Source organism: Pseudomonas sp. BIGb0278 (assembly GCF_024809895.1).
Taxonomy (GTDB): Bacteria; Pseudomonadota; Gammaproteobacteria; order Pseudomonadales; family Pseudomonadaceae; genus Aquipseudomonas; species Aquipseudomonas shirazensis.
Genome location: NZ_JANUEL010000001.1, coordinates 114,105 through 134,071, shown reverse-complemented (window position 1 = coordinate 134,071; position 19,967 = coordinate 114,105). Strand labels below are relative to the sequence as shown.

The following is a 19,967-nucleotide window of genomic DNA, read 5'->3' as shown; positions in this document are numbered from 1 at the left end:
CGCCGACACGGGGGTGGTTCGCCACCCTTTGCGCACCTTGACACCGACCATGAGAAGTCGTGTGTGCCGAACGCCGTTTCCGGCAGCCCGGAAACCGACGGTACAACATGAAAAGAATGCTGATTAACGCAACTCAACCCGAAGAGTTGCGTGTAGCCCTGGTGGATGGCCAACGCCTCTACGACCTGGATATCGAATCCGGCGCCCGTGAGCAGAAAAAGGCCAACATCTACAAAGGCAAGATCACCCGGATCGAGCCCAGCCTCGAAGCCGCCTTCGTCGACTTCGGCTCCGACCGTCACGGCTTCCTGCCGCTGAAGGAAATCTCCCGCGAGTACTTCAAGAAGGCCCCAGAAGGCCGCGTCAACATCAAGGAAGTACTCACCGAAGGCCAGGAAGTCATCGTCCAGGTCGAGAAGGAAGAGCGCGGCAACAAAGGCGCCGCCCTGACCACCTTCATCAGCCTGGCTGGCCGTTACCTGGTGCTGATGCCAAACAACCCACGTGCTGGCGGCATCTCCCGCCGTATCGAAGGCGAAGAGCGCAACGAGCTGCGTGAAGCCCTCAACGGGCTGACCGTACCGGGCGACATGGGCCTGATCGTGCGCACTGCCGGCCTTGGCCGCAGCAGCGAAGAAATGCAGTGGGACCTCGACTACCTGCTGCAGCTGTGGACCGCCATCAAGGAAGCCTCGCTGGACCGCACCGCGCCGTTCCTGATCTACCAGGAAAGCAACGTCATCATCCGCGCCATCCGCGACTACCTGCGCCAGGACATCGGCGAAGTCCTGATCGACAGCATCGAGGCCCAGGAAGAAGCTCTGACCTTCATCCGCCAGGTGATGCCGCAGTACGCCAGCAAGGTCAAGCTGTACGAAGACAGCGTGCCACTGTTCAACCGCTTCCAGATCGAAAGCCAGATCGAGACCGCCTTCCAGCGCGTCGTCGAGCTGCCGTCTGGCGGTTCGATCGTGATCGACCCAACCGAGGCGCTGGTGTCGATCGACATCAACTCGGCGCGTGCCACCAAAGGCAGCGACATCGAAGAAACCGCCCTGCAGACCAACTTGGAAGCGGCTGAAGAAATCGCCCGCCAACTGCGTCTGCGTGATATCGGCGGCCTGATCGTCATCGACTTCATCGACATGACCCCGGCGAAAAACCAGCGCGCGGTCGAAGAGCGTGTGCGTGAATGCCTCGAGGCCGACCGTGCTCGCGTCCAGGTTGGCCGCATCTCGCGCTTCGGCCTGCTGGAAATGTCGCGCCAACGCCTGCGTCCATCGCTGGGTGAAAGCAGCGGCATCGTCTGCCCACGCTGCTCGGGCACCGGCATCATCCGTGACGTCGAGTCGCTGTCGCTGGCGATCCTGCGCCTGATCGAAGAAGAAGCCCTGAAAGACCGCACTGCCGAAGTGCGCGCTCAGGTGCCAATCCCGGTTGCCGCGTTCCTGCTCAACGAGAAACGCAACTCGATCACCAAGATCGAGATGCGCACCCGTGCTCGCATCATCATTCTGCCGAATGACCACCTGGAAACCCCGCACTTCGAAGTCCAGCGCCTGCGCGACGACAACCCGGAAGTGCTGACCAACCAGTCCAGCTACGAAATCGCCACCACCGAAACCGAGGAAGCGCCGCAGCAGGCCGCGACCCGCACCCTGGTTCGCCAGGAAGCTGCGGTCAAGACTGCTCCACCGCGTACCAGCGCTCCGGTACCGGCTGCTGTAGAAGAGGCTGCTCCGGTTGCCGCTGCGCCAGCACCAAGCATGCCTGAGCCAAGCCTGTTCAAAGGCCTGGTCAAATCGCTGGTGAGCCTGTTTGCCGCCAAGGAAGAACCGGTCGCTGCACCGGCTGCCACCGAGAAGCCTGTTACCGAGCGCCCACAGCGCAACGAAGAGCGCCGCAACGGTCGTCAGCAGAGTCGCAACCGTAACGGTCGTCGCGACGAAGAGCGCAAGCCGCGCGAAGAGCGTGCACCGCGTGAAGAACGCGCTCCACGTGAAGAGCGTGCACCACGTGAAGAGCGTGCACCGCGTGAAGAACGCGCACCGCGTGAAGAGCGTGCGCCGCGTGAAGAACGCGCTCCACGTGAGGAGCGTGCTCCACGTGAAGATCGCCCACGTCGCGGCAACCGTGACGAGCGCCCTGTGCGTGAGCTGCGTGAGCCACTTGACGCTACTCCTGCATCGACTGAAGAACGCGCACCACGCGAAGAACGTGCACCACGTGAAGAACGCGCCCCTCGCGAAGAACGTGCTCCACGTGAAGAACGCGCCCCTCGCGAAGAACGTGCTCCACGTGAAGAACGCGCCCCTCGCGAAGAGCGTGCTCCACGTGAAGAACGCGCCCCTCGCGAAGAGCGTGCTACACGTGAAGAACGCGCCCCTCGCGAAGAACGTGCTCCACGTGAAGAACGTGTGCCGCAGGAAGAGCGTCAACTGCGCCCAGCCGCCCAGGCTGACGAGCAGGCCGCAGAGATCGCCGATGAGCAACTGCCGAACGACGAACTGCAGCAGGAAGAACAAGAAGGCACTGATGGCGAACGCCCACGTCGTCGCTCGCGCGGCCAGCGTCGTCGCAGCAACCGTCGTGAACGTCAGCGCAATGCCAATGGCGATCTGATCGATGGCGACGAAGAAAGCAGCGAAGGCAACGAAAATGGTGAAGAACAGCAACCACGTCAGGCGACTGATCTGGGTGCCGACCTCGCCGCTGGCCTGGCCGTAACTGCCGCTGTTGCCACTAGCAACATCAGCGCTGCAGCCGAAGCACAAGCCAATCAGCAGGCTGAAATCGCTTCTACCCAAACGCCTGAAGCGGCTACCGGTGAAGTTATCGCCCTGCCAGCCGAGCCTGCACAGCAAGCTGATGACGTTGCGATCGCCCCTGTGGTCGAGCAGCCTGTCAGCGAGCCGGTTGCAGTGGTCGAGCCGAGCATCGAGCCGGTTGTCGAGGCTGCGCCGCAGCCCGTAGTCGAAGCACCTGCCGTTGAAGCAACCCCGGTTGCTGCAGCAGAAGTGGAAACTGCAGCGCCAGTTACTGAAGCGCCAGTGGTCGAGGCACCAGCCGCCGAAGCCCCTGTGGTTGAAGCTCCAGTGGTTGAAGCCGCCGTGGTCGAGTCGGGTGAAGCCGAGAAGCCAGTGCACGTTGCCGAGGCCCCAGCGGCCGCGCCAGTCGAAGCACCGGTGGTCGAGCAGGCTGCACCGGTTGAAGCCAAGCCCGAAGTTGTCGAGGCAGCGCCTGTAGCGGCTGAACCGGCGCCTGTAATGCTGGCCAACGGTCGCGCACCGAACGACCCACGTGAAGTGCGTCGCCGCAAGCGTGAAGCCGAGGCCGCTGCTGCCGCAGCTCAGGCCCAGGCATCGACCGATGAGCACAAGCCTCATCACGGTTGATAGCCACGGCTGAATGAAAAAGCCCCGCCAGTGCGAACTGGCGGGGCTTTTTTTGCGTTGCATTCAGCGCTGCACTGGCATATCCATGTGCCACCTACTCAGTACAGATTCGGCTCCATCTCCAGCTCCACGCCAAACCTGGCGAAGATATCAGCCTGAATTTTCTGCGCCAGCGCATGCAACTGCGCCCCCGAGGCCTGGCCATAATTGACCAGTACCAACGACTGCAACCGATGCACGCCGGCATCGCCATCGCGATAGCCCTTCCACCCTGCCTGCTCGATCAACCAGCCCGCCGCCAGCTTCAGCTGGCCATCGGCCTGGGGATAAGCCACCACACCCGGATAGCGAGCGCGAAGCTGCTCGCCGAGCACGGCGCTGACCAGCGGATTCTTGAAGAAGCTGCCAGCATTACCCAGTTCGAGCGGGTCAGGCAGTTTCTCGCGACGAATGCTGCAGATCGCATCGCTGATTGCCTGCGCGGTCGGCTCGACGACGCCCTGCTCGTGCAGACGCTGACGCACTGGGCCGTAGTCCAGGTGCGCATGCAAGCTGCGACTCAGGGCAAAGCGCACGCGCAGGATCAACCAGCGGCCGGGATTGCGCTTGAACAGGCTGTCGCGGTAACCAAACCCGCACTCCTCAAGGGAAAAATCCTTGAGCTCGCCTGTTTCACGGTCGAGTGCGGTCAAGCCGGCAAACACGTCTTTGATCTCGACGCCATACGCGCCGACGTTCTGCATCGGCGCGGCACCGACGGTGCCGGGAATCAGGCTGAGGTTTTCCAACCCGCTGCAACCCTGCGCCAGGCTCCACTGCACAAACTCATGCCAGGGTTCACCGGCTTCGGCCTCGACCACCACACGATCGCCCTCCTCACTCAGCAACCGCCGGCCACGGCTGGCCATATGCAGCACCAGCGCGTCGATGTCACCGGTCAACAGCAGGTTGCTGCCACCGCCGATGACCAGCACCGGGAGCTCAAGACGGGCCGCTTCGAGCAATGCCGCCCGCACCTCGGCGTCGCTGTGCGCCTGGGCGAAATAGCGGGCCTTGACGTCAATACCAAAGGTGTTGAAAGGCTTGAGCGATACCTGCTGTTGCCAGGTGGCAGTCATAGCCGCCCCCTGATTTCATTGACCAACTGCTCGCACGCCAGCTCGATCAGGTCCAACACCTGCTCGAAACCGGCCGCGCCGCCGTAATACGGGTCGGGGACTTCATCCAACGCGCCGTCATAGCGACGCAGGAACAGATCCAGCTCGCCCTTGGACGCCGGCGGGCGTATGGCCTTGAGGTCGGCGAGGTTGCTGGCATCCATGGCCAGCACCAGATCGTACTCGGCAAAATGGCCGGCCTTGACCTGCTGGGCACGTTGCGCCGACAGGTCATAGCCGCGCGCCAGCGCTGCCTTGCAGGTGCGCGCGTCCGGCGCCTTGCCCACGTGCCAGTCGCCCGTACCGGCCGATGCCACTTCTACCTGGTCGGCCAGCCCGGCGCGTTGCAACTGATGGCGCAACACCCCTTCTGCGGTGGGCGAGCGGCAAATATTGCCCAGGCACACAAACAGGACGCGCATCAGGCCTCCAACAAGCGCCGAACGCGCTCCAGGTCTTCTGGGGTATCAACGCCCACGGCGGGAGCCTCGAGCGCATCTTCAACGTGAATACGCACGCCATGCCACAGCGCTCGCAGCTGTTCCAGCGCTTCGGTCTGCTCGAGCCAGCACGGGCCCCAGCTGACGAAGTCCTGAAGAAAACCAACTCGGTAGGCATACATGCCGATATGGCGGCGATAAGGCACTGCCGGCGGCAACTGCTCGCGGTTCACGGCAAACGCATCGCGGGCCCACGGCAACGGTGCACGGCTGAAGCTCAGGGCCAGGCCATTCTTGTCGCTGACTACCTTGACCGCATTGGGATTGAACACCGTCTGCGGCTCATGGATCGGCTCAGCCAGGGTGGCGATGCCGGCTTCCGGGTGCGCAGCAAGGTTGGCCGCGACCTGGTCGATGATTACCGGCGGGATCAATGGCTCGTCGCCCTGCACGTTGACGACGATGGCATCACTGGCCAAACCCAGCTGGGCGGCAACTTCTGCCAGGCGATCAGTGCCCGACTCATGGTCAGCGCGGGTCAGCAATACCTCGGCACCAAATGCCTGACAGGCGGCAACGATGCTGGCGTCATCGGTGGCGATCACCACCCGGCTGGCGCTGCTTTTGCGCGCCTGTTCCCAGACGTGCTGGACCATCGGCTTGCCAGCGATCAACAGCAGCGGCTTGCCCGGCAGGCGCGTGGAGCGCAGCCGGGCGGGGATGACCACAGTGAAGTCCAGGCTCATTTGTCCAGACGCTCGTCGTCGGTCAAGGTGCGTGCTTCGCTTTCCAGCATGACCGGGATGCCATCGCGCACCGGGTAGGCCAGGCCTGCGCCTTTGCTGATCAGCTCGGTCTTGTCGGCGCTGAGCTTGAGCGGGCCTTTGGTGATCGGGCAAGCCAGGATATCAAGCAGTTTGGTGTCCATGAGTGCGTCCTTGGGGCCAAGCGGCCGGAAAATTGAACAGGGTCAGGGCTGCTGCGCAGGCAGCAGACGCTCAAGCTGGGCGTCGAACCAGGTACTGAAGGCCGGCGACGGTTGCGCCTCGACTGTCAGGTACCACCAGTCGTCAGCGGCAAAGGCACGGCATTTCACCGCATCTTTTTCGGTCATCACCACCGGCAGCGTCGGACTGAACGTCAGCGCTTCGGCGCTGAACTGCGCATGGTCGGCAAACGGGTGCGGCACCGGCTGCCAGTTTAGCTGCAGCAGGGTGTTGAAGAAACGTTGTGGATTACCGATGCCAGCCACCGCATGCACGGCCTGGCCAGGGCTGAAATGGTCAAGCCCACGGCGTTCGTCATTGCGCAGGTTGACCAGCGCCGAAGGCTTGAGTTGAAAGGCGAAGCCGTCTTCGCGGTCGCTGCTGGCACCGTTGTAGAGCAGCGCGTCGACCTCGTCGAGGCGCTCGACCGGCTCGCGCAGTGGCCCTGCGGGCAGGCATCGGCGATTGCCCAAGCCCCGTGCGGCATCGATCAGCACCAGCTCAAGGTCACGCGCCAGGCGGTAATGCTGCATGCCGTCGTCGCAGAGGATCAGGTCGAGGGGTTCGCTGGCAAGCAGCCCGCGTACGGCCGCCGAACGGTCGGGATCGATCATCAGCGGCACACCGGTGCGCTGAACGATCAACAACGGCTCGTCGCCGGCCTGCTCGGCGCTGTGCTCCGCCGCCACCCGCCAGGGCAGCGAAGGCGGCTTGGCACCGTAACCGCGGCTGACCACACCGACGCGCAAGCCCCGCTTGCGGCAGTGTTCGATCAGCCAGAGGATCATCGGCGTCTTGCCGGTGCCGCCAACGGTAATGTTGCCGACCACAATGACCGGCACCGGCGCGCGGTAAGCGGCGCTTGCACCACTGATGAAGCGCGCACGCTTGCGCAGCACGACGCGACGGTACAACAGCTCCAGCGGCCGCAAAAAGGCCAGCGCTGGGTGGCCGTTGTACCAGGCAGCGAGCAAGCGCTCGGTGAAAGCCATCAGGGCGTCCCCGCTGCGGCCTCGACCGTGGTCATGCGCAGCTGGCTGAAACCAAGCTTGCCCGCCGCGTCCATGGCCGTCACCACCGACTGATGCGGGGTCTTGCCATCTGCGCTGATCGACAACGGCAGCTTGGTATCACCGCCAGATTCCTGCTGCAGCGCTTCGACCAGAGTGGCCAGGTCGCTTTTCGGCAGCAGGTGGTTGTTCACCGAGTACACCCCGTCGGCACTGATGGTGATATCCACCCGCTTGCCCTCGTCGGCCTCGGCCGGCGCGCCTGTAGAGGCCTCCGGCAGTTCGACCCGCAGCTGGTTTTCGCGGGTGAAGGTGGTGGTGACGACGAAGAACAGCAGCAGCACGAACACCACGTCGATCAACGACGCCAGGTTGATGTCGACGTTCTCCCGCGCACGGTTGCGCCGAAACTTCACGCCTTGACTCCCGCCACTTCCACTTCGCGATCACCTTGCACGACTTCGACCAGCTTGATCGCCTCTTGCTCCATACCGACCACCAACTCGTCGATGCGGCGCAGCAGGAAGCGGTGGAAGAATACCGCCGGGATACCGACCATCAGGCCTGCAGCCGTGGTCACCAGGGCTTTGGAGATGCCACCGGCGAGCACCGAAGCGTTGGCGGTCATCTGCGACCCCATGAACGCGCTGAAGATGTCGATCATGCCCAGCACGGTACCGAGCAGACCCAGCAGCGGTGCCATCGCAGCGATGGTGCCGAGCGTGCTGATATAACGTTCGAGCTCGTGAATAACCCGCGAGGCGGCTTCTTCAATGCACTCTTTCATGATTTCGCGGCCATGGCGCGAATTGGCCAGGCCGGCAGCGAGGATCTCGCCCAGCGGCGAGTCAGCGCGCAGGCTCTTGAGCTTGTCACTGGTGAGCTGCTTGTCCTTGATCCACATCCACACCTGACCCAGCAGGTGCGGCGGGGTTACGCGACTGGCACGCAGGGTCCACAGGCGTTCGACGACGATAGCCATGGCGACGATGGAGCTCAGAATGATCGGCAGCATCATCCAACCACCGGACTTTACCAATTCCCACACAGTAATCATCCCCTCGAAAAAGGCCGCCACTCTACCATAGGATCGCCCTCGGCTGAGTTGCCGGAGGTCGCAACAATGCGCGTGCCGGGGTCATTCTTTGTCACGCCAGAACCTGCGCTGGGCACGCTGCCCGGCAACCTGGGATTGAGCGCCCAGGCGCAAGCTCAAGGCGCCCTCTATGGCGGTGTCGTGAATCGCCAGCCCATGGCGCTGGTAGCGTTCCAGCACCTGCGCATGCGGATGGCCGAAACCGTTGTGCGCACCGCGGGAAATCAATACGCCGCGCGGCCTGGTGGCAGCAATGAACGCCTCGGTGGAGGAGCTGCGACTGCCGTGGTGCGGTGACTGCAGCCAGTCGATGCGTTTGCCTTCATGCGCCGCCAGCCAGGCGCGTTCGGCGCTGGCTTCAATGTCGCCGGCCAACAGCAGACGCTCGCCCTGCGCCTCGACCAGCAATACGCAGGAGCGGTCATTGCTCGAGCGCGCCTGCGGCCAATGCCAGAGTGAAAAGTCGACCCCGTCCCACTGCCAGCCCTGCCCCGTCTCGCAGCTTTGTGCCTGGAAGGCCTGCTCCGACTCACCGGCCACAACGCGCCCGACCGACAGGCCGCGCTGCACGGCCGCTGCGCCGCCGGCATGGTCGGCATGGGCATGGCTGATCAGCAGCACATCCAGTCGATCGACGCCCAGTTTACGCAAAGTAGGCAGCACTACACTTTCGCCCAGATCGCTCTCGCCGCGTGCTGGGCCAGCATCGTAGAGCAGGCTGTGGTTGCGCGTGCGCAAAAGGATCGCCAGGCCTTGGCCGACGTCCAGCTGCAGCACCTCGACCTGCCCCTGCGGCAACGACTTGCCAGGCACCCACAGCGCCAGCAGCATCAGCGCGCCCAGGCCACGCATGGGTACGCCACGGGGCAGCAACACGATCAACGCGCCACTGAGCACCAGCAACCAGGCCAGTAGCGGCAACTGCCGGGCAATCCATGCCGGCTGCCACTGAGCCACCACCGTCAGCACGTCGAACAACCCAGCCAGCGCTGCGCCGGCCAGCCATAGCAGCAGTTCGCCAAACCCCGCCAGCGGCAGCAACAAGGTGCCCAGCAACGCCAACGGCAGCACCACGAAGCTGATCCAGGGCACCGCGAGCAGATTAGCCAACGGCGCGCTCAGACTGATCGGTAGGCCCAACGCCAGCATCGCCGGCAACAAGCCGATGGCGATCACCCACTGCGCACGCGTCCACGCTTGCCAAGGCCGCCAACCGCCTAGGCGCTGGGCAAAGCAGCAGATCAGCACTGCCACCGCGCCGAACGACAACCAGAATCCGGGCAGCAAACTGGCCAACGGCTCAACCAGCAGCACACCACACAGCGCCATCAACAGTGGTACAAAGGCGCTCACTTGGCGAAAGCGCAGGCGCCAGAGCAGCACTACCGCCAGCATCAGACAGGCCCGCTGCACAGGCACGCCAAACCCGGCCAGCCAGCCGTAGCCCAGCGCGGCCGTCATGGCCAGCCCGCACGCCCACGGCAGCCATGGCCAGCGCCGCGGCCAGCCTCCGTAACGTGCCAGCCCCGCCACCAGGCCGTAGACCAACCCTGCGACCAACCCAATGTGTTGGCCCGAGATGACCAACAAGTGCACCGTGCCGGTCGCCTGCAGCGTTTGCCAGTCTTGCCTGGCCAGCCCCGAGCCATCGCCCAGTACCAGCGCCGCCAACGTCGCTTCGCGGCCCCAGGCATCCACTGCCAGCAGGCGCTGGCGCAAATTGTCGCGCCAGCCGCCGGCCACCGGCTCCAGCAACGCTCCCGCCTTGACCGTGCCAGTGGCGCCGATGCGCCGGGCCAACAGCGTCGCCTCGCGGTCCGGCCCATGTGGATTGAGCAGGCCGCGCGGGCGGTTCAGGGTCACGGCCAGGCGCCAGCGCTCTCCGGCACGAATCTCTGGGCCGTCGAACCAGCTCAGTTGCAGGCGCCCGGGCAATTCGGCGCGGCGCGAAGCGGGTTCATCCAGCTCGAAGCGCACACCGTGGGCCGATACCGCTGGCAGGCCGACCACGCGCCCCTCAAGCCATAGCGTGCGGCCATCAAGTGAATGCGCCAGACGATCATCCAGCGCCTGCTGCGCCGACCAGCACGCCCAGCAAAAGCCCAGCAGCAAGCAGCCCAGCGGCCAGACTCGCGTAGCCAGGCAGCCAAGCGCAGCCAGCAGCATCACCACCAGCCAGCCGACCGTCGGCAGAACGGGTAGAAAGCCCAGGCACAACAGCCCGAGCGCAAGCGCCAACATCCCTGTGCGCATAAGGTAGAGCTCCGCAAGCAAGACAGCCTGCAGAGGAATAGCGTATTTAAGGGTCAGTCTTGCTCAACAATTGTCACAAACTCTGAACAAGCCATTCCGGGAATCAAGGCATACTTGCCCGATCACTGCCCCGGGAGCCCCCATGCCGCGCCGCCTGTTCAAACGGTACATGCCGGATCCGACCAGCATTCGGGAACACAAGTCCTTACGCTTTTTCGGCAAGCTGCTGCACGACCCCAACCTCTGGCACCTGAACCGCCATTCAGTGGCACGGGCCATGGGCGTGGGCCTGTTTGCCGCATTGATCCCGATGCCGATGCAGATGCTGCTGGCCGCCAGCCTGGCGATCCCGCTGCGGGGCAACCTGCCGATCGCGGTCAGCCTGGTCTGGCTGACCAACCCGCTGACCATGCCGCCGGTGTTCTTCGTCACCTACATGACCGGCGCCTGGCTGTTGCAGACGCCACCACGCAGCCTGCCCGACGACCTCACCTTCGAGTGGATCACCGACCAGCTGGCTACCGTGTGGCAGCCATTTTTGCTCGGCTCAGTGGTGTGCGGCGTGGTGCTGGGCATCGCCGCCTACTTCATCACCATGAGCTACTGGCGCTGGTGGGTCGGCCGCCAGTGGCGGCGCCGCAAGCAACGTACGTCATGCACGCATGCCGCGGCCGCTGACCAGCAGGCGAATGCACAGGGCATACAGCACAGCCGTGGCCACCAGCATGAAGGTGATCGCAGTACCGATACTGATATCCGAAACCCCTAGGATGCCGTAGCGGAACGAGTTGACCATGTGCAGAACCGGGTTCGCCAGCGACACCACCTGCCAGAACGGCGGCAGCAGGCTGATCGAGTAGAACACACCGCCCAGGTAGGTCAGCGGGGTCAGCACGAAGGTCGGGATGATCGAAATATCATCGAAGTTGCGCGCAAACACTGCGTTGACGAAGCCCAGCAGCGAGAAGATGGTTGCGGTCAACAGCACTACCACCACGGTCACGCCCAGGTGATGCACCTGCAGGTGGGTGAAGAACATCGACAGGATGGTCACGATCACCCCTACCGCCAACCCACGCAGCACGCCGCCGAGCACATAGCCGACGAGAATGGTGTGCGGCGACACCGGCGACACCATCAGCTCCTCGATCGAGCGTTGGAACTTGCTGCCGAAGAAGCTCGAGACCACGTTGCCATAGGAGTTGGTGATCACCGACATCATGATCAGCCCAGGCACGATGTACTCCATGTAGGTGAAGCCACCCATGTCGCCAATCTGCCGACCGATCAGGTTACCGAAGATGACGAAGTACAACACCATGGTGATGGCCGGCGGCAGCAGCGTCTGCGGCCAGATCCGCAGGAAGCGACGCACTTCGCGGTAAACGATGGTATTCAGGGCGACCCAGTTGGTGCGCAGTTCCACACTCATACGGCCACCTTCGACAGGTTTTTCTCTACCAGTGACACGAACAACTCCTCAAGCCGGTTGGTCTTGTTGCGCAGGCTCTGCACCTCGATGTTCTGCAAGGCCAGCTGGCCGAACAGCGCGGTGATGCCGATATCCTTGTCGACCTGCACTTCCAGCGTATGCGGGGTAATCAGCCGGCACGGGTAGCCGTGCAGGGCTGGCACCGTGGTCAGGTCCTGCTTCAAGTCCAGCACAAAAGTCTCGACATGCAGCGTGCCGAGCAGTTTGCGCATGCTGGTGTTTTCGACAATGGTGCCGTGGTCGATGATGCCGATGTTGCGGCACAGCTGTTCGGCCTCTTCCAGATAATGCGTGGTCAGAATGATGGTGATGCCTTTCTCGTTGAGCTCGGTGAGAAAGCTCCACATCGACCGACGCAGCTCGATATCGACGCCCGCGGTTGGCTCGTCGAGGATCAACAGGCGCGGCTCGTGAATCAGTGCACGGGCGATCATCAGCCGACGCTTCATGCCGCCAGACAATGAGCGTGATGGCACGTCGCGCTTGTCCCACAGGCCCAACTGGGTCAGGTACTGCTCGGCGCGTTCCTTGGCCAGCTTGGGCGGGATGCCGTAGTAGCCGGCCTGGGTGACGACGATATCGAAGGTCTTTTCAAACTGGTTGAAGTTGAATTCCTGCGGCACCACGCCCAGGCAACGCTTCAGCGCGGCAGGCTCGCGGTCGAGGTCATGGCCAAAGACATTGACGCTGCCGCTGGTCTTGTTGACCAGGGTCGAGAGAATGCCGATGGTGGTGGATTTGCCGGCGCCGTTGGGGCCGAGCAAGGCGAAGAAGTCACCTTCGGCGACATCCAGATCAATACCCTTGAGGGCCTGGAAGCCGTTGCCGTAGGTTTTGGTCAGCTGTCGGATGGACAGAGCAGAACTCATAGCGGGTCACGTACCATTCTAGGAGGTTCAGGACACGCCAGATAAGGTCACTGGCGCAGTGAGTGCGGCCCATGGTGCAAGCCAGGGCCACACAAGTACAGTCATGTGCATTGATAGTGACTATCGAAAGCGCACAGGTGTTCGATCAGGTCAGCGCGGTCATTACCGCCGCTTGATAGGCCGGCCGCGCCTTGAGGCGCTCATACCAGGCCTGCAGATGGGGCAAATCAGGGCGCTCGATGGGCATCTCGAACCACGCGTAGGCGAAACAGCCCAAGGGAATGTCACCCATGCCGATCTGCTCGCCGGACAAGTACGGTTGCCTGGCCAAGGTCTCATCGGCGATCGTCAGCAGGTTGCTACAGGTCTTTAGCGCGGCGTTGATCGCCACCCAGTCGCGTTGCTCCTCGGGCGTGCGCAGGATGCCCCAGAACAGCGGCCGGAACGGCGTGGCCAGGGCTGACGTGGTCCAGTCCATCCATTTGTCCGCCAGGGCGCGCTGGCGTGGATCATCCAGATACCAGCCCTGCTCGCGGCCGTACTGCGCGCAGAGGTAGCGCACGATGGTGTTGGATTCCCACAGGGTCAGGTCGTCGTCTTCGACCATCGGCACCAGGCCATTGGGGTTGCGCGCACGGTAGTGCGGCTCATTGACCAGACCAAAAGCGCCGCCGGCATCGATCGCTTCGAAATCCAGGCCGAGTTCGTGGGCAGCCCACAATACCTTGCGCACGTTGCTCGAGTTCTTGCGACCCCAGATCTTCAGCATGACGACGTCCTTATGAATGCAGAACCTGGAGTCTACTCCAGCGGCCCCCCAGGAAACATGCCCTGACAACACCCGGCGAACTCTTGGCGCCACGACCGGTCACTGAACAGACGAGGCCGTCTATGCTGCTGGGGTCGGCTCAAGCCCAACTTCCAAGGAGGAAGGATTATGTTGCTGTTGTGGTTGCTGGTCCTGGTGATCGGCACGGCGTACCTCACCCACCGGCGTCTGCCACCGTTGCAGATTCTCGCCATCGTTGCCGCCTATACCCTGCTGATGGGCATTTTCAGCAAGGCACCCGGCTGGCTGCTGGCGCTCATCTGGCTGGTGCTGGCGGCGAAGACCGCCCTGCTGGTGCTCCACGATTGGCGCCGCAAGATCTTTACCGGGCCGGTGTTCAAGTGGTTCCAGCGCACCCTGCCGCCGATGTCGCAAACCGAGCGCGAGGCGATCGAGGCCGGCACCGTCTGGTGGGATGGCCAGCTGTTCAGCGGCCGTCCTGACTGGCATACCCTGCTCGACTACCCCGCGCCGAAACTCACCGAAGAAGAGCAAGCGTTCATCGACGGCCCCGCCGACGAGCTCTGCGCGATGGTCAGTGATTGGCAGATCGGCCAGGACCTGGACCTGCCCCCCGAAGCCTGGGCATACATCAAACAACACGGTTTCTTCGCCCTGATCATCCCCAAGGAATATGGCGGCAAGGGCTTCAGCGCCTACGCCCACTCCCAGGTGGCGATGAAGCTGGCGACCCGCAGCGGTGACCTCGCCTCGACCGTGATGGTGCCCAACTCGCTCGGCCCGGCAGAACTGCTGCTGCACTACGGCACCGACGAACAACGCAATCACTACCTGCCGCGCCTGGCCCGCGGCGACGATATCCCGTGCTTCGCCCTCACCGGCCCGCTGGCCGGCTCCGATGCCGGCGCCATGCCTGACACCGGCATCATCTGTAAAGGCCAATGGCAAGGCGAGGAAGTCCTCGGCCTGCGCCTGAACTGGGAAAAGCGCTACATCACCCTCGGCCCGGTCGCCACCCTGCTCGGCCTGGCCTTCAAGGCCTACGACCCCGAGCACCTGCTGGGCGAGGAAGAGGAACTGGGTATCAGCCTGGCGCTGATCCCCACCGACACCCCCGGCGTGGAAATCGGCCAGCGCCACCTGCCGCTGGGGGCAGCGTTCATGAACGGGCCGAACAGCGGCAAGGACGTGTTCATCCCGCTGGACTTCCTCATCGGCGGCCAATCCATGCTCGGCAAAGGCTGGATGATGCTGATGAACTGCCTGTCGGTCGGCCGCTCGATCTCCCTGCCAGCGGTCGGCACCGGCGCCGCCAAGTACACCAGCCTGGTCACCGGCCAGTACGCCAACATCCGCGAGCAGTTCAACGTACCCCTGGCCGCCTTTGAAGGCATCCAGGAATCGCTGGCGCGCATCGGCGGCAATGCCTGGCTGATGGACAGCGCGCGCCTGCTCACCGCCAAGGCGGTCGACCTGGGCGAGAAGCCCTCGGTGCTGTCGGCGATTCTCAAGTACCACCTGACCGAGCGCGGCCGCGAGTGCATCCAGCACGCCATGGACGTGCACGGCGGCAAGGGCATCATCATGGGCCCGAACAACTACCTGGGCCGCAACTGGCAAGGTGCGCCGATCTTCATCACCGTCGAAGGCGCCAACATTCTTTCGCGTAACTTGATGATCTTCGGCCAAGGCGCCATCCGCTGCCATCCGTTCGTGCTCAAGGAAATGGCTGCGGCCGGGCACGAAGACCGTGAGCAGGGGCTAAGGACGTTCGATGATCTGCTGCTCAAGCACATCTCGTTCGCCGTCAGCAACGCGGCCAGCACCTTTGTCCTGGGCATTGGCCTGGGGCGCTTCGAGCGGGCACCGGGTGACGCCTTGAGCCAGGGCTACTTCCGCGCCTTGAACCGCCAGGCCGCAGCCTTTGCGCTGCTCGCCGATCTGTCGATGATGCTGCTCGGCGGCGCGCTCAAGCGCCGCGAGCGGCTCAGTGCCCGCTTGGGTGACGTGCTCAGCTACCTCTACCTGTCCTCGGCGGCGCTCAAGCGCTACCACGACCTGGGTTCGCCCGAGCACATGCAACCGCTGCTGCGCTGGGCCATGGAAGAAAGCCTCGGCCAGGCGGAAAAAGCCCTGGATCGCCTGCTGGACAACTTCCCCAACCGCTTCATCGGCTGCGCCCTGCGGGTGCTGGTATTCCCCACCGGCCGCTGCCATACCGGACCGAGTGACGAACTGGATGCGCAGGTCGCCGAACTGATCGGTCGCGGCAAAGGCGACCCGGCGCTCGAGGAATTGCTGGCGGGCTGCTACCGGCCCAATGCCGCCGACGACCCGGTGGGCGCACTGCAGCGCGCCAGCGACCTGCTCGATGAGGTCGCCCCGCTGCAACGAACGCTGCACCAGGCCCTCAAGGACGGCACCGTGCGACCCGCGCCCGGCGAGTCGGCCATCGATGCGGCGGTGAACGCAGGCGTACTGCAGCCGCAGGACGGGCAACGCCTGCTCGATGCGCAACAGGCCCGTCGACAGGTGATCGATGTGGACGCGTTCGAACCCGAGCAGCTGGCGCTGACCGAGGGCCAGATTCGCTGACGGCGCGCCAGCCCGGGACCGGCGTTCGGTCCCGGGCTGGCGCTACAGGCGCCTCAACCGTTGGTCAGTTCAACGAAGCGAGCGGCGTCCAGCGTCGGTACAGGCAGGACAATCGACGCCCAATAGTGGAACTGCGCCTGATCCTGAGTATCTTCTGCCAATAGCACAGTGAAGGGGGACGGGTCGCTCGGATGTGGCGTAAACACCCCCGCTGTAGACATGCTGCCATTACCACTGATGACGGTCCATCGGACCTGGGCATCAGGCACCTCGACCACACCCCCCCAAGTCTCATAAAACACCTTCAGCTTGACCTTGTTGTTGGCCAACTGCGCCTTGATGTAATGGGACTCTGTGGTGTGCAACGCAACGAAGGTGGACGTTGCACTTTGACCGCCCGCTGTTGCCTTGATGACATCCGCGCTGATCAGCGTACCTGCGTCGGATCGGCGCGCTACAGGATGCCTGGTCTTATTATTGGCCTCGAGCACGAAGGCCGGCGAGGGTGCATTGGGCGGGTAATAGAACATCTGCCCCTGTTCGTTTACCAAGCGGCCGAGAGCTCGACCCTCAAAGCTCCACTGCACGCTCGGCGCGCCAGGGGGCAAGCTCAGGGCCTGTTTTGCATCACCTGCGCCAACCAACCGAAGCCGAGGCGTAATGGACAGCGGTGGTGCAGCGAGTGCCTGACTGTGGTCTGGGCCCGCCACGCTGCTGACGTCATACATGGCCCAATACATCAACAGTTCAGGTATCAATTGCCCGGCGGTGAATCGCAGGGAAGCCGGCGGCGTGCAGAAGTTGGCAAGCCAGGCCCTATCAACAGGTGGCAGCCCGGTTAATACCTCGGGGAAAAGAATGCTGAGGAACGATAAAACGCCCGCATCCCCTGCACGTGCAGGCGCAGGCGCTGGCGTTGCATCAACCGCGGCATGTTCTCCCGATAACGAAGACAACACCAGGTCCATACTGTCGTCGCGTATCGTGTAACTGCCTTTGATGTCGTGCAGCAGCGGACTGACTGGCGGAAGTACCTCATACAAGTTGACCCGAGCCGCTGTTTTATAAAACTCGCTCAGCGCTGCCCAATTGTAATCACCGCCCGAGTTTTCGAACGTCGCCTGACCCGACCACTGCAGCCGAACGACCCGCCCCTCGATCGTCTTGTAACGCAAGTAGCCATTGGCCAGCGGTACCTTGACGGTGAATGTCGTGTCCGCACCCGGCAAGACTTCCAGGATTTCATGAACCCGTCGCTCGGCACGCCCCAATTCCGCGCGAAAGGTAAACTGCGAGTCCTTTACAACGGGCAGGGTCAGGCTGATGTAATGATCGCCGTAGTGCACGCGTGGAACACCCACAGCGAGGGTGCCCACCCGCCACACATTACCCTCGACAATCCGGTCGTACGGTATCTGCTCACTGATGCGCTGCGCATCACGCTGAGCATAAGCCGACCAGGACGCGTTGACGACCTGCTGGTCAAAGACACCGATAAGCAGCGTTGGCGGGTCGACACACAGCGTTTTCAAGGAACTGTCGGGCGTCGTGGGTTGCGCGCGGCGTGGCGTAGTATCAGGCATGGCAAAACTCCTTGTTCTTCAGGTCGCCCATACCAACATTGCGTCACCACACCGCCAACTGACAGTCCTTGCAGTAGACAACCCACTCATTGGCAGAACACCCTGTCTGTCGCCCGCCCACATTGAGACGGGGCGATAGCCGTTGGCGCCCATTCGGGACAGGAGGTCGGCCCTGAGCGTATAATTGCGCATTTTCTACGTACTCGAGTTGTTAACATGGCCCACTCCTATCTGGCACACCACCTGCAGCTTCTGCAGCACCTGCGTACCATCCTGGTGGCGCTCGGCGAAGCCGAACAGGTTCCCGAAGAAAGCCACGCGTTGTTCCTCGAGCGTTTCGACGAACTGCTGGAGCGTCTGCCGACCGATCCACTGGAAAGCCAATACCTCGGCCAGGACCTGATCTGTCAGGTCATCCAGCGCTATCCGCAGATCGCCCACCTGGTGCCCCGTGACCTGCTGTGGTTCTTCGGTGGCGACTGCCTGCACTTCATGCCGGACGACGAGCTCGAGCTGTACCAGCAACTGGAAGAAATCCGCTACGACGCCGAACAGCAAGGCGAAGCGTTCGATTGGCATCAACACAAAGAAATGCTGATGCTGTCCAATCGAGGATCTGCGCACTGAACACTGCGGTCTGCCATATCAGGGGCGGCGCGTCAGGCTGACGTGTGCCCCGCCTCTGCGCCCCTTGCGGCGCCCCCATCTGATAATCCACAGGCGCGGGTTAATTAGCCCTACATCCTGCCTGTCGCGTCCCCTTTAATCTGCTCGTCGCTCACATCCACCTAGCGCCGCTCCATCAGCGAGCCTGCTGGGCCTGCCACACACACGAACAGATTCAAGGAACTACCCATGAAAAAGACGTTACTCATGCTTGCCCTGGGAATGGCGAGCAGCACCGTGTTCGCAGCACCCGAAACCGGCCAGATCAACTTTTACGGTACCGTTTACGGCGGTGGCACCTGCCCCATCGAGGTGGTCAACCCGGGCGGCAGCGTCATCCCCCGTGTATCGATGGGTAACTTCACCACCGGCTACTTTGGCGCGAGCGGCACTGCCACCCCAGACGTGGCATTTGCCTTGCGCGTGACGCCGACCACCACGTGCGTCATCGCTCCCGGTACCAAAACCAAGGTGACCTTCACGCCATTGCACGGCGTGGTCGGCACCAACCTCTACGCCATTCGCGATGGCGGCGCCACGGGACTGGGCATCACGATCAAGGACCGGACCCGCACCAAACTCAACCCCAATGCGGCATCTCCCGATTACGACCTGTACCAGTCGCAGCCTACCGACTTGATGTTCTATGCGGCGTATGAGTCCCACGCCGCCAGGGTTGGCGAAGGCCTGGCCGAAGCGGAAGTTTCGTTCCTGGTGAGCCTGCCCTAACACGCACTCCAGGTGCTGGCACCTGGAGTCGATTTCTTTACGCTCGGTCAAACACCATGCAGCCTTTGCCCCGCTCACTGATTACCCTGAGCAGTTGCCTGCTGCTGCTCAGCGCCAGCATGCCCAGCGCGTATGCCGCACTCACCATAAGCCACACGCGAATCGTCCATGAGAGCGCCAAGCGCAGCTCTTCGGTGATTGTCGCAAACCCTTCGAAAACGTCGTACGCCGCACAGGCCTGGGTCAATACCGAGGCCGACGATGCGACCACTGCCGTCCCCCTGATTGCCTCGCCCAGCCTGTTCCGCATCGACCCTGACAATGAACAGACGGTGCAGATCAACGCCCTGCCCAACGACCTGCCGCAAGACCGTGAATCGCTGTTCTATTTCAACCTGCAGGAAATTCCGCAAGCGACGGACACTGGGCAAAACGTCCTCAACATCGCCCTGCGCACACGCATCAAGCTGTTCTACCGGCCCAGCCACCTCAAAGGCCGCCCGGAAGATCGACTCAAGGACCTGGTCTGGTCGGTACAACGGATCGACGGTAAACCGCACCTGGTGGTCGACAATCCCTCGCCCTACCACTTCACCTTCAACCAGCTGGTCATCAGCGGCGCCGGCGTCCGTGAAACCATCACCGCCCACGACATGGCCTTGCCATTGGCCCGCCAGACCTATGCGTTGAAGCAGGTATCGGTCACCAACGGCCTGCAGGTCAGCTTCACCACGATCAATGACTACAGCGGCATCACTGCCGAACGTTCCAGCCCGGTGGGCGTGCAGTGATTCAGCGTCGTTAGCGGCTGGCCGGTAACCACCCGGCCGCAGCCCACAGCAAAAAAAAGGCCTGTGCATGCACAGGCCTTTGTTCATTCGAGGCAATCCAAGGGCCGCTGTGCCT

At 63.0% G+C, this 19,967-nt stretch carries 18 protein-coding genes; 6 read left to right on the top strand and 12 right to left on the bottom strand.

Features of this window, described 5'->3' with window-relative positions:
- Positions 1-107: 107 nt before the first annotated feature.
- Positions 108-3,395: a ribonuclease E gene (gene rne, locus M2396_RS00610; RefSeq protein WP_259072349.1), complete on the top strand. Its 3,288-nt coding sequence runs from the start codon at positions 108-110 to the stop codon at positions 3,393-3,395.
- 98 nt (positions 3,396-3,493) lie between these two features.
- On the opposite strand, the gene murB is transcribed toward rne, so the two are convergent.
- The 8 genes from murB to M2396_RS00570 form a co-directional block, all read right to left on the bottom strand.
- The gene (murB, locus tag M2396_RS00605; protein WP_150572939.1) at positions 3,494-4,513 is read right to left on the bottom strand and encodes a UDP-N-acetylmuramate dehydrogenase; all 1,020 of its coding nucleotides are present in this window, start codon (positions 4,511-4,513) and stop codon (positions 3,494-3,496) included.
- Entirely contained in the window at positions 4,510-4,974 is a 465-nt protein-coding gene (locus tag M2396_RS00600) for a low molecular weight protein-tyrosine-phosphatase (protein WP_101321504.1), read from the bottom strand. The genes murB and M2396_RS00600 overlap by 4 nt, the downstream gene beginning before the upstream one ends.
- Positions 4,974-5,738 carry a 3-deoxy-manno-octulosonate cytidylyltransferase gene (gene kdsB, locus M2396_RS00595; protein ID WP_101321506.1) on the bottom strand — a complete coding sequence of 255 codons (765 nt, stop codon included), beginning with the start codon at positions 5,736-5,738 and terminating at the stop codon, positions 4,974-4,976. Before kdsB ends, M2396_RS00600 begins: the two co-directional genes overlap by 1 nt.
- Positions 5,735-5,920, bottom strand: a complete 186-nt coding sequence (locus M2396_RS00590) for a Trm112 family protein (RefSeq protein ID WP_028633616.1) — start codon at positions 5,918-5,920, stop codon at positions 5,735-5,737. The genes kdsB and M2396_RS00590 overlap by 4 nt, the downstream gene beginning before the upstream one ends.
- Before the next feature lie 42 nt (positions 5,921-5,962).
- The gene (gene lpxK, locus M2396_RS00585) at positions 5,963-6,970 is read right to left on the bottom strand and encodes a tetraacyldisaccharide 4'-kinase (RefSeq protein WP_259072346.1); all 1,008 of its coding nucleotides are present in this window, start codon (positions 6,968-6,970) and stop codon (positions 5,963-5,965) included.
- Positions 6,970-7,404: a biopolymer transporter ExbD gene (locus M2396_RS00580; RefSeq protein WP_060481531.1), complete on the bottom strand. Its 435-nt coding sequence runs from the start codon at positions 7,402-7,404 to the stop codon at positions 6,970-6,972. The genes lpxK and M2396_RS00580 overlap by 1 nt, the downstream gene beginning before the upstream one ends.
- On the bottom strand, positions 7,401-8,036 hold the full coding sequence (locus tag M2396_RS00575; protein WP_060481604.1) for a MotA/TolQ/ExbB proton channel family protein: 636 nt from the start codon (positions 8,034-8,036) through the stop codon (positions 7,401-7,403). The genes M2396_RS00580 and M2396_RS00575 overlap by 4 nt, the downstream gene beginning before the upstream one ends.
- A 90-nt stretch (positions 8,037-8,126) precedes the next feature.
- Positions 8,127-10,337 carry a DNA internalization-related competence protein ComEC/Rec2 gene (locus M2396_RS00570; RefSeq protein ID WP_259072345.1) on the bottom strand — a complete coding sequence of 737 codons (2,211 nt, stop codon included), beginning with the start codon at positions 10,335-10,337 and terminating at the stop codon, positions 8,127-8,129.
- A gap of 142 nt (positions 10,338-10,479) precedes the next feature.
- Between M2396_RS00570 and M2396_RS00565 the strand changes: the two genes are divergently transcribed.
- Positions 10,480-11,106, top strand: coding sequence for a DUF2062 domain-containing protein (locus tag M2396_RS00565; RefSeq protein WP_150570139.1), 627 nt, complete (start codon positions 10,480-10,482; stop codon positions 11,104-11,106).
- Here the strand turns inward: M2396_RS00565 and M2396_RS00560 are convergent.
- From M2396_RS00560 to M2396_RS00550, 3 genes are all read right to left on the bottom strand, one after another.
- On the bottom strand, positions 10,990-11,769 hold the full coding sequence (locus M2396_RS00560) for an ABC transporter permease (RefSeq protein WP_103438136.1): 780 nt from the start codon (positions 11,767-11,769) through the stop codon (positions 10,990-10,992). The two genes, M2396_RS00565 and M2396_RS00560, sit on opposite strands and share 117 nt — an antisense overlap.
- Positions 11,766-12,698, bottom strand: a complete 933-nt coding sequence (locus M2396_RS00555; protein ID WP_150570138.1) for an ABC transporter ATP-binding protein — start codon at positions 12,696-12,698, stop codon at positions 11,766-11,768. Before M2396_RS00555 ends, M2396_RS00560 begins: the two co-directional genes overlap by 4 nt.
- A 145-nt stretch (positions 12,699-12,843) precedes the next feature.
- Entirely contained in the window at positions 12,844-13,467 is a 624-nt protein-coding gene (locus M2396_RS00550) for a glutathione S-transferase (protein WP_259072343.1), read from the bottom strand.
- Between the two features lie 168 nt (positions 13,468-13,635).
- Between M2396_RS00550 and M2396_RS00545 the strand changes: the two genes are divergently transcribed.
- Positions 13,636-16,083: an acyl-CoA dehydrogenase gene (locus M2396_RS00545; RefSeq protein WP_259072342.1), complete on the top strand. Its 2,448-nt coding sequence runs from the start codon at positions 13,636-13,638 to the stop codon at positions 16,081-16,083.
- Between the two features lie 53 nt (positions 16,084-16,136).
- On the opposite strand, the gene M2396_RS00540 is transcribed toward M2396_RS00545, so the two are convergent.
- The gene (locus M2396_RS00540) at positions 16,137-17,666 is read right to left on the bottom strand and encodes a hypothetical protein (protein WP_259072340.1); all 1,530 of its coding nucleotides are present in this window, start codon (positions 17,664-17,666) and stop codon (positions 16,137-16,139) included.
- 216 nt (positions 17,667-17,882) lie between these two features.
- Between M2396_RS00540 and M2396_RS00535 the strand changes: the two genes are divergently transcribed.
- From M2396_RS00535 to M2396_RS00525, 3 genes are all read left to right on the top strand, one after another.
- Positions 17,883-18,293 (top strand): PA2817 family protein, encoded by a 411-nt coding sequence (locus tag M2396_RS00535; protein ID WP_150573109.1) that lies wholly within the window; start codon positions 17,883-17,885, stop codon positions 18,291-18,293.
- Positions 18,294-18,521: 228 nt separating this feature from the next.
- Complete coding sequence (locus M2396_RS00530; RefSeq protein ID WP_150573108.1) at positions 18,522-19,061, top strand: fimbrial protein; 540 nt, start codon at positions 18,522-18,524, stop codon at positions 19,059-19,061.
- Positions 19,062-19,117: 56 nt separating this feature from the next.
- Positions 19,118-19,852: a molecular chaperone gene (locus M2396_RS00525; protein ID WP_101321525.1), complete on the top strand. Its 735-nt coding sequence runs from the start codon at positions 19,118-19,120 to the stop codon at positions 19,850-19,852.
- The last annotated feature ends 115 nt before the right edge of the window (positions 19,853-19,967 follow it).

Coding starts and splice junctions, on each gene's coding strand:
- M2396_RS00550 (WP_259072343.1), bottom strand. CDS start 13,467: ATGCTGAAGATCTGGGGTCGCAAGAACTCGAGCAACGTGCGCAAGGTA.
- M2396_RS00530 (WP_150573108.1), top strand. CDS start 18,522: ATGAAAAAGACGTTACTCATGCTTGCCCTGGGAATGGCGAGCAGCACC.
- M2396_RS00565 (WP_150570139.1), top strand. CDS start 10,480: ATGCCGCGCCGCCTGTTCAAACGGTACATGCCGGATCCGACCAGCATT.
- M2396_RS00570 (WP_259072345.1), bottom strand. CDS start 10,337: ATGCGCACAGGGATGTTGGCGCTTGCGCTCGGGCTGTTGTGCCTGGGC.
- M2396_RS00555 (WP_150570138.1), bottom strand. CDS start 12,698: ATGAGTTCTGCTCTGTCCATCCGACAGCTGACCAAAACCTACGGCAAC.
- M2396_RS00560 (WP_103438136.1), bottom strand. CDS start 11,769: ATGAGTGTGGAACTGCGCACCAACTGGGTCGCCCTGAATACCATCGTT.
- M2396_RS00590 (WP_028633616.1), bottom strand. CDS start 5,920: ATGGACACCAAACTGCTTGATATCCTGGCTTGCCCGATCACCAAAGGC.
- M2396_RS00545 (WP_259072342.1), top strand. CDS start 13,636: ATGTTGCTGTTGTGGTTGCTGGTCCTGGTGATCGGCACGGCGTACCTC.
- rne (WP_259072349.1), top strand. CDS start 108: ATGAAAAGAATGCTGATTAACGCAACTCAACCCGAAGAGTTGCGTGTA.
- M2396_RS00535 (WP_150573109.1), top strand. CDS start 17,883: ATGGCCCACTCCTATCTGGCACACCACCTGCAGCTTCTGCAGCACCTG.
- lpxK (WP_259072346.1), bottom strand. CDS start 6,970: ATGGCTTTCACCGAGCGCTTGCTCGCTGCCTGGTACAACGGCCACCCA.
- M2396_RS00525 (WP_101321525.1), top strand. CDS start 19,118: ATGCAGCCTTTGCCCCGCTCACTGATTACCCTGAGCAGTTGCCTGCTG.
- M2396_RS00540 (WP_259072340.1), bottom strand. CDS start 17,666: ATGCCTGATACTACGCCACGCCGCGCGCAACCCACGACGCCCGACAGT.
- M2396_RS00600 (WP_101321504.1), bottom strand. CDS start 4,974: ATGCGCGTCCTGTTTGTGTGCCTGGGCAATATTTGCCGCTCGCCCACC.
- kdsB (WP_101321506.1), bottom strand. CDS start 5,738: ATGAGCCTGGACTTCACTGTGGTCATCCCCGCCCGGCTGCGCTCCACG.
- murB (WP_150572939.1), bottom strand. CDS start 4,513: ATGACTGCCACCTGGCAACAGCAGGTATCGCTCAAGCCTTTCAACACC.